Annotated in this window: 5 protein-coding genes; 3 read left to right on the forward strand and 2 right to left on the reverse strand. The window is 68.9% G+C overall.

Annotated elements, in window-relative coordinates; genetic code table 11:
* The first annotated feature begins 118 nt into the window (after positions 1-118).
* The 3 genes from I4J89_RS37190 to I4J89_RS37200 all read left to right on the forward strand — a co-directional run bounded on the left by I4J89_RS37190 (position 119) and on the right by I4J89_RS37200 (position 6,597).
* The gene (locus I4J89_RS37190; protein ID WP_196418867.1) at positions 119-3,664 is read left to right on the forward strand and encodes a ThuA domain-containing protein; all 3,546 of its coding nucleotides are present in this window, start codon (positions 119-121) and stop codon (positions 3,662-3,664) included.
* A 76-nt stretch (positions 3,665-3,740) separates the two neighbouring features.
* Positions 3,741-5,243, forward strand: a complete 1,503-nt coding sequence (locus I4J89_RS37195; protein WP_196418868.1) for an arabinofuranosidase catalytic domain-containing protein — start codon at positions 3,741-3,743, stop codon at positions 5,241-5,243.
* 31 nt (positions 5,244-5,274) lie between these two features.
* Positions 5,275-6,597 carry a ricin-type beta-trefoil lectin domain protein gene (locus tag I4J89_RS37200; RefSeq protein WP_196418869.1) on the forward strand — a complete coding sequence of 441 codons (1,323 nt, stop codon included), beginning with the start codon at positions 5,275-5,277 and terminating at the stop codon, positions 6,595-6,597.
* A gap of 75 nt (positions 6,598-6,672) precedes the next feature.
* Here the strand turns inward: I4J89_RS37200 and I4J89_RS37205 are convergent, their stop codons facing one another.
* Together I4J89_RS37205 and I4J89_RS37210 are read right to left on the reverse strand one after the other, a co-directional pair.
* The gene (locus I4J89_RS37205) at positions 6,673-8,376 is read right to left on the reverse strand and encodes a lectin (protein WP_196418870.1); all 1,704 of its coding nucleotides are present in this window, start codon (positions 8,374-8,376) and stop codon (positions 6,673-6,675) included.
* Between the two features lie 30 nt (positions 8,377-8,406).
* Positions 8,407-8,761 (reverse strand): lectin (locus I4J89_RS37210; protein ID WP_196418871.1); only part of this gene is annotated, 355 nt, incomplete at its 5' end.

Below are 8,761 nucleotides of genomic sequence, written 5' to 3' on the forward strand. Positions count from 1 at the left end.
GCCGTCGCGGCGGACGGCATGGCGACCTGATGGCACATACAGCTGCGCACCCCCAACCAGGAGGTGCGGGTGGCGCGCGCCCGTGGTCGGCATTGTTGACCGCCGAATAGGAGACGGCATGCGTCGCAGCACATTGATCTTCGGGGCCGTCGTCGGCCTGTTACTGTCCCTCGCGATCGTCCGCCCGGCGTCAGCGGCGCCGGCCTTCCGCGCCCTACTCTTCACCAAGACGGCCGGTTTCCGGCACGACTCGATCCCCGCCGGCATCCAGATGTTCCGCGAGCAGGCGGCCGCCGAGAACTTCGAGGTGGTGCAGACCGAGGATGCCGGCGTCTTCACCCCGGCCAACCTCGCCACCTTCGACGTTCTGATCATGTTCCAGACGTCGGGCATGGTGTGGACCACGGCGGCTCAGCGTCAGGCCGTGGAGGGCTTCCTCGCCGGCGGCAAGGGCATCGTCGCGGTCCACAACGCCACGGACATGGGCATCGAGAACGAATACCCGTGGTGGGACGAGACCATCAACGGGGGCGCCCACATGCCCGAGCACTCCCCCGGTGTCCTCTCCGGCACCGCGATCGTCGCCGACAAGAAGCATCCGTCGACGGCGGCGCTCCCCGACCGGTGGAACCGTGCCGAGGAGTGGTACAACTTCGACGCCAACCCGCGCGGCAAGGTGCACGTTCTGGCGACCGCCGACGAGCGGACATACAACCCCGGCTCCCGGGCGATGGGGCCGGATCACCCGATCTCCTGGTGCCGCAATGCCGCCGGTGGCCGGGTCTGGGCCACCGCCATGGGCCACGCGGCCGCGTCCTACAGCGAAACCCCGTTCCGCAACCACGTCCTCGGCGGCGTCAAGTGGGCCGCCGGCGCCGCAGCCGGGGACTGCGGCGGCACCGTCTGGAACAACTTCGAGAAGCGGACCCTCGACGACAACACCCTCGACCCGATGGCACTGGCCGTCGCCCCGGACGGGCGGGTGCTCTACGTCCAGCGGGCGGGACAGGTGAAGATCTTCAAGCCGACCACGAACACCACAGTCACCGCGGGAACGCTCAGCGTCTACACCGGCGGCGAGGACGGGCTCACCGGGATCGCGCTCGACCCGAACTTCGCCGCCAACGGCTACGTCTACCTGTATCACTCGCCGGCGAACAGCGCGACCGACATCAACCGGGTCTCGCGTTTCACGCTCACCGGCGACACGCTGACCATGTCCAGCCAGGTGACCGTCATCGACGTCCCGGCCTCTCGCGACCGCACCGCCCCCGAGCCCGGGCACACCGGCGGCTACATCGCGTTCGGCCCGGACGGGAACCTCTACATCGGGACCGGCGACGACGTCCCGCCCAATCTCGACCCGGCGTGGCAGGGCTACGCCCCGCTCGACTGGCGATCCGGCAGAGCCCACCTGGACGCGGCCCGCACCGCGGGCAACACCAACGACCTACGCGGCAAGCTGCTCCGCATCCGGCCGTCCGCCGCAGGCGGGTACACCGTTCCGACCGGAAACCTCTATCCGCAGGGAACGGCCCAGACCCGTCCGGAGATCTACGCGATGGGCTTCCGCAACCCGTTCCGCTTCTCGATCGACCCGGCCACCGGCTGGGTCTACCTCGCCGACTACGGCCCGGACCGGGGCGGCCCGGCCACCAACCGCGGCCCCGAGGGCCTGGTCGAGCTGAACGTCATCAAGTCCGCCGGCAACTACGGATGGCCGTTCTGCCACGGCGACAACCAGCCGTACGCACCGTACAACCCGAGCACCGGCGCCGTGGGCGCGAAGTTCAACTGCGCCGCACCGGTCAACAACTCGCCGAACAACACGGGGCTGACCAGCCTCAAGCCGATCGTCGCCCCGAACATGTGGTACGGCTACGGCGCGTCGCCCACCTTCCCGGAGCTCGGCACCGGCGGATCGGCTCCGATGGCGGGACCGGTCTACCGCTACAACGCGGCGAACCCGTCGGAGACCAAGTTCCCGCCCTACTACGACGGCGTGCACTTCTTCTACGAATGGGAGCGCAAGTACGTCAAAGAGGTGCACTTCGACTCGGCGTCAGCCGTCACGCGGACCAATCCGTTCCTGCCCGGTGGCAACTTCAACAAGCCGATGGACATGACGTTCGGGCCGGACGGCTCGCTCTACCTGCTCGAGTGGGGCGCGAACTTCGGTGGGGGCAACAACGACTCCGGCCTCTACCGGATCAGCTACGTGCACGGCGGCCGCGCACCGGTCGCCAAGGCCACCGGCACACCCACGAGCGGTGCCGCGCCGCTGACCGTCCAGTTCAGCAGCGCGGGATCGGCGGACCCGGACCCGGGCAACACGCTCAGCTACCTGTGGACCTTCGGCGACGGCGTCACCTCCACCGCGGCCAACCCCGCACACACCTACACCGCCAACGGCAGCTACACGGCGCAGTTGAAGATCACCGACAACACCGGCAAGACCGGCTTCGCCAATGTGCAGATCACCGTCGGCAACGCCGCGCCGGTGGTCACCATCACCGTGCCACCCGACGGGGGCATGCTGAACTTCGGTGACAAGGTGTCGTACACGGTCAGCGTCTCCGACCCGGACGGCGGCCCGATCGACTGCACCAAGGTCTTCGTCAACCCCGCACTCGGCCACGACGACCACCAGCACGAGACCACGGACTACCCCGGTTGCTCGGGCACCATTTCGACCGACCTGCTAGGCGGTCACCCCGACGGTGCGAACCTCTACTACGTCCTCAACGCCCGCTACACCGACAACGGCGGCGCCGGCGGTGCGGCGCCGCTCACCGGCTACGCCAAGGCGATCCTCCAACCCAAGGACAAGCAGGCCGAGTTCTACTCCAGCCAGTCCGGGGTACGCATCGTCGAGCAGGCCGGCGCCCAGGGCGGCAAGCGGATCGGCGACATCTCCCCCAACGACTGGGTGGCATTCAGCCCGATAAGCCTGTCGGGCATCGCCAACGTCAGCTACCGGCTGTCGTCGCCCGGCGGAGGGGGATCGATCGAGCTGCGCGCCGACTCGCCCACCGGCACCCTGCTGGCCACCACCCCGGTGGTCAACACGGGCGGATGGGACAGCTACCAGTCCACACCCGCGGTGAACGTCGCCGCCCTGTCCGGCAGCCACACGCTCTACCTGGTGTTCAAGGGCAGCTCGGCCAACTGGTTCGACCTGGACGCGATCACCTTCGGTGGCGCCGGAGTCGGCGTCCCCGGCGCGGGTGGCATCGCCGGTCGCACCTGGACCGTGGCCGCCCAGCACAGCAACAAGCTCATGGACGTCAGCGGCGCCTCCACCGCCGACGGCGCCCAGGTGGTCCAGTGGACGGCGACCGGGGGCAACAACCAGAGGTGGCAGGCTTCCGACGCCGGCGGGGGCGCCGTCTACCTGAAGGCCGGGCACAGCGGCAAATGCCTCGAGGTGATCGGTGGCTCCACCGCCCAGGGCGCGTTCCTCCAGCAGGCGTCGTGCACCAATGGCAACCAGCAGAAGTTCCTTGTCACGTCCACCGGCACGAGCGGTGTGTACACCGTGAAGAGCGTCCCGAGCGGGCTGTGCATCGACGTGAACGGTGGCGCCACGACCGACGGTGCACGGCTGCTGCAGTGGAGCTGCCACGGCGCCACCAACCAGCAGTGGCGCTTCACACCGGTGTAGCGGCATCGCCTTCACCGCCGGGACCGACCGCTCCGGGTCGGTCCCGGCCCTGGCACTAGCCATTCGAGGAGACACCATGATCTCTGTCCTCCGACGCAGTCCTCGCCGCAGACCGCTCCGGCTCGCCACCGCGGCGTGGATCGCGATGGTCACCGCCGCCGCGGTCGTCGTGCCCCAGGCCGCAGCGGCGGCCGTGGTCATCCAGCCGGGGCAAACGGCGCCGATCGTGGGAGTGGCGTCCAGCCGGTGCCTGGAGATGCCCGGGGCCACCACCGCCAACGGCGCCCAGATCCAGCTGGGCGACTGCACCGGCGCGGCGAACCAGGCATGGACCTACACGGCCGGCAGGCAGCTGACGGTCCACGGCACCAAGTGCCTGGACGCCAGCGGTCAAGGCACCGGCAACGGCACTGCCGTCATCGTCTGGGACTGCCACGGCGGCGCGAACCAGCAGTGGAACACCAACACCGACGGCACCATCCGGGGCGCCCAGTCCGGCCTGTGCCTGGACGCCAACGGCGCCGGCACCGCCAGCGGCACGAAGCTCATCCTCTGGTCCTGTCACGCGGGCGCCAACCAGAGATGGGACTCGCCGCCGACCACACCGCCCACCGGTGCCGGCCCGTGCGAGATCTACGCGTCCGGCGGCACGCCTTGCATAGCGGCGCACAGCACGGTCCGGGCGCTCTACGGCTCGTACGCCGGAAACCTTTACCAGGTACGGCGCTCCTCCGACAACACGACCAGAAACATCAGCGTACGCACCGCGGGCGGCACCGCCGACGCGTCCGCTCAGGACTCCTTCTGCGCCGGCACCACCTGCGTCATCACCGTGGTCTACGACCAGTCCGGGCGCGGGAACGACCTGTGGTACCAGGGATCCAGCGTGGTCCCCGGCTCCACCCAGAGCCGGCCGGCAACGGCGACCTCCGAGGCACTGACGATCGGCGGTGGCAAGGCCTACTCGCTCTACATCAACCCCGGCAACAGCTATTGGCGGGACGGCCACCTGACCGGGGTGCCGACCGGCAGCGCGCCCGAGGGCATGTACATGGTGACCAGCGGCACCCACGTCAACGGAGGCTGCTGCTTCGATTACGGCAACAGCGAGACCACCAGATCAGCCGACGCCGCCGGGGCGATGGACGCCATCAACTTCAGCACCCAGTGCTGGTTCGGCGGGTGCGCCGGCACCGGTCCGTGGGTCCAGGCGGACCTGGAGTGGGGACTGTTTCCCGGCGGAAGCCAGTCCTGGAACCCGAACCAGCGTGCCTTCACCAGCAAGTTCGTGACAGCGATGCTGAAGAACAACGGGACGACCCGCTTCGCGCTCAAAGGCGGCAACGCCCAGACAGGTGGCCTGACCACGCTCTGGGACGGCGCGCTCCCTCCCGGATACAGCCCCATGAAGAAACAGGGCGCCATCATCCTCGGCAGCGGGGGCGACTGCTGCAAGCCGGGCGGCGGCGCGAACCTCAGCGCCGGCACCTTCTACGAAGGGGCAATGGTCTCCGGCTACCCGTCCGAGGCAACCGAGAACGCGGTCCAGGCCAACGTCATCGCCGCCGGATACCGCTGATCCGCTGTCCCCCACGGAATGGAGAAATACGATGCGACAAGGCACTGACCGCCGCCGATGGCCCACGCTCGTCGCCGCCACGGCCACCAGTGTGCTGCTCACCGTCGCCGGGGTCACCGGCATCCGGCTGGCAGCCGCCGACGTCGTCCCACTCGCGGCGACGCCCGGATGCGGCAAGGCCCCCACTCTCACCAGCGGAACCCATTCGCTGCAGAGCAGCGGCAAGACTCGCGGCTTCGTCCTGCGGATCCCCGCCAACTACAACAGCAACACCCAGTACCGGCTGATCTTCGCCTTCCACTGGCGGGGCGGCACCATGAACGACGTCGCCTCGGGCGGCAGCAGCGGGGCATCGTGGGCCTACTACGGGATGCAGGAACAGTCGAACAACACCGCGATCCTCGTCTCGCCCCAGGGCCTCGGCAACGGCTGGGCCAACTCCGGCGGTGAGGACGTCACCTTCGTCGACGACATGGTGAGGCGGATCGAGAACGACCTCTGCGTCGACACGGCGCAGCGCTTCGCTCTCGGCTTCAGTTACGGCGGCGGCATGAGCTATGCGCTCGCCTGCGCCCGGGCCAACGTCTTCCGGGCCGTCGCCGTCTACGCCGGCGCGCAGCTGAGCGGATGCAGCGGCGGAAGCCAGCCGATCGCGTACTTCGGCCTGCACGGCATCTCGGACAACGTCCTCAACATCTCGGCGGGCCGAACACTGCGGGACACGTTCGTCCGCAACAACGGCTGCACCGCTCAAAGCCCGCGCGAGCCGGGCCCGGGCAGCCGGACGCACATCACTACCGCGTACTCGGGATGCCGCGCCGGCTACCCGGTGCAGTGGGCGGCGTTCGACGGAGGTCACGGTCCCGGTCCCGTGGACGGGTGCAGCGGCTGTGAGGACGGCACCAGGACGTGGACCAAGGTCGAGGTATGGCGGTTCTTCGCGCAGTTCCAGGGAACACCGCCGTCGTCCGGCCCGACCAACCCGACCGCTTTCCGGCTGCGCAGCGAGGCCTCCGGCCGCTGCCTGGACATCAGCGGCGCGAACTCGGCCAACGGCACCCCGGCACAGATCTGGGACTGCCACTCCAACGCCAACCAGCAGTTCAGCCAGAACGGGGCGGCGCTGCAGGTGATGGGCAAGTGCCTGGACGCTCCCGCCAACGCCGCCGCCCGGGTGCAGATCTGGGACTGCAACGGCGGCACGAACCAGCAGTGGACGATCAACAGCAACGGTACGGTCAGCAACCAGGCCGGGCTGTGCCTGGACGTCAACGGCAACGCCACGGGCAACGGCACCGCGGTGATCCTGTGGAACTGCACCGCAGCCGCCAACCAACGCTGGACGCGAGCGTAGAAATACGACGAGAGACGGCCACCCGATCAGCGGACCGGGTGGCCGTCTCGTGTGCTCAGTCGCCGAGCGCGAGGCTCAGGGAAGGGTCCATTTCTGGTTCGCGCCGCCGTGGCAGCTCCATAGGTGCACCAGCGTGCCGTCCGCGGAACCGCCGCCCGACACGTCCAGGCACTTGCCCGACTGCGGGTTGCGCACCGACCCGTCCGCAGCCGCCTGCCAGTTCTGGTTGGCGCCACCGTTACAGCCCCACAACTGCACCCGCGCCCCGTTCGCCGTGCTGTTCCCGCTCACGTCCAGGCACTTGCCCAACGCCCTGATCGTCGAGCCCGGCGTCACCGTCCACCGCTGCCCCGCCGTACCGTTGCACGACGCGATCTGCACCTGCGTCCCATCCACCGAACTACCGTTACGCACATCCAGGCACTTACCGGCGATGCCCACGATCGGACCCGTTCCACCGGGCTGTGTCCCACCCAGTTCCTTGATCCGGATGTTGCGGAACGAGACGTCGTCGCCCGTACCGTGATTCTGGATACCGACGTGGCCGGCGAGCGACCGGGCCGGGTCGGGGTTGGTGAAGTCGTTGATTTTTACGCTGTTGAGGAACACCTGGAGCCGCTCGCCCTCCACCAGGATCTCGAACGTGTTCCATTCGCCCGGCGGGTTGAGCGCCGCGTCCCGGACCGCGGTGTCCGGGGCCTTGATCGCATAGATCGAGCCGGTGGTGCGGTCGATCGCGTCGGTGGCGTCGATCTGCACCTCGTAGCCGTTGTTCAACGCCGAGGTGGGATCGCTCGGCGGCGGGAACCCGACGATGACCCCGGAGTTGTCGTCGCCGAGCAGCCGCCAGTCCAGCTTGAGCGAGTAGTTGGTGAACTGCCGCGCGCTGTACCAGAGCATGCCCATGCCACCGTTCGAGCTGAGGGTGGCGTCGGTATTGGTGAAACCGCCCGGACCGGACTGGGACCAGCCGGTGGTCGAGCCGTTGTAAAGGGCTGTGTAGCCAATCTCGGGCCGGCAGTCGGCCCTGGTCAGGCCGGCCGCATACCGGATGCCGCCGAGCAGGTGCGCCCGGAACGCCGGCTCGGCGTACGCCGATTGGCTGTGCCCGCCACCGGTGTAGAAGGACCGGCCGCCGGCCGCGGTCTTGCACCATGCGTGCGGGTGGTCGGCGCCCATTGAGCCGCCCGAGTACGACGACTCGTCCAGTGTCGCGAGCACGTGAGCGGTGGCGCGGGGGTTGGTCCGGAAGTTGTACCACTCGTCGGTGCGGTTCCACGCCTGCGGCAAGTGGGCGGTCGCCGCGTGCGCCCGGTCCTCCACCCTGACGGTGGCCGGCTGGATCGCCGGATGCGAGGCGAAGTAGGCACCGACCAGGTTGCCGTAGAAGGGCCAGTCGTATTCGGTGTCCGCGGCCGAGTGGACGCCGACGAACCCACCACCCGAGCCGATGTACGACTCGAACGCCGTCTGCTGCGTACCGTTCAGGACGTCACCGGTCGTGTTCAGGAAGATCACCGCCCGGTAGCGGCTCAGGTTGGCGGTGGTGAATTGGTTGGCGTCCTCCGTGGCGGTCACCGTGAAGCTGTTCGCCGCACCGAGGTCGCGGATGGCTTGAACGCCGGCCGGGATCGCGTCGTGCCGGAACCCCGCGGTCTTGGAGAAGACCAGGACGTTGTACGGCGGGTCGGCAGCGGCCGCCGGGCTGGGCGCGGCGACGCAGGCCAGGGCGAGTGTCACGGCCGCCGTGCCGAGCAGGCTACGGGATCTTCTGCGCATGTCATGTCCCTCTTTTCGGATGGCCGGAGATCAGGGAAGGGTCCATTTCTGGTTCGCACCGCCGTTGCACGTCCACAAGGTCACGACCGTGCCGTCCGCGGAACCGCCGCCCGACACGTCCAGGCACTTGCCCGACTGCGGATTGCGCACCGACCCGTCCGCAGCCGCCTGCCAGTTCTGGTTGGCGCCACCGTTACAGCCCCACAACTGCACCCGCGCCCCGTTCGCCGTGCTGTTCCCGCTCACGTCCAGGCACTTGCCCAACGCCCTGATCGTCGAGCCCGGCGTCACCGTCCACCGCTGCCCCGCCGTACCGTTGCACGACGCGATCTGCACCTGCGTCCCATCCACCGAACTACCGTTACGCACATCCAGGCACTTACCG

Source organism: Actinoplanes aureus (assembly GCF_015704865.1).
GTDB classification, from domain to species: domain Bacteria; phylum Actinomycetota; class Actinomycetes; order Mycobacteriales; family Micromonosporaceae; genus Actinoplanes; species Actinoplanes aureus.

Bases quoted from the DNA above. Each gene is read 5' to 3' on its own strand.
- I4J89_RS37190 (WP_196418867.1), top strand. From the start codon at position 119: ATGCGTCGCAGCACATTGATCTTCGGGGCCGTCGTCGGCCTGTTACTG.
- I4J89_RS37195 (WP_196418868.1), top strand. From the start codon at position 3,741: ATGATCTCTGTCCTCCGACGCAGTCCTCGCCGCAGACCGCTCCGGCTC.
- I4J89_RS37200 (WP_196418869.1), top strand. From the start codon at position 5,275: ATGCGACAAGGCACTGACCGCCGCCGATGGCCCACGCTCGTCGCCGCC.
- I4J89_RS37205 (WP_196418870.1), bottom strand. From the start codon at position 8,376: ATGCGCAGAAGATCCCGTAGCCTGCTCGGCACGGCGGCCGTGACACTC.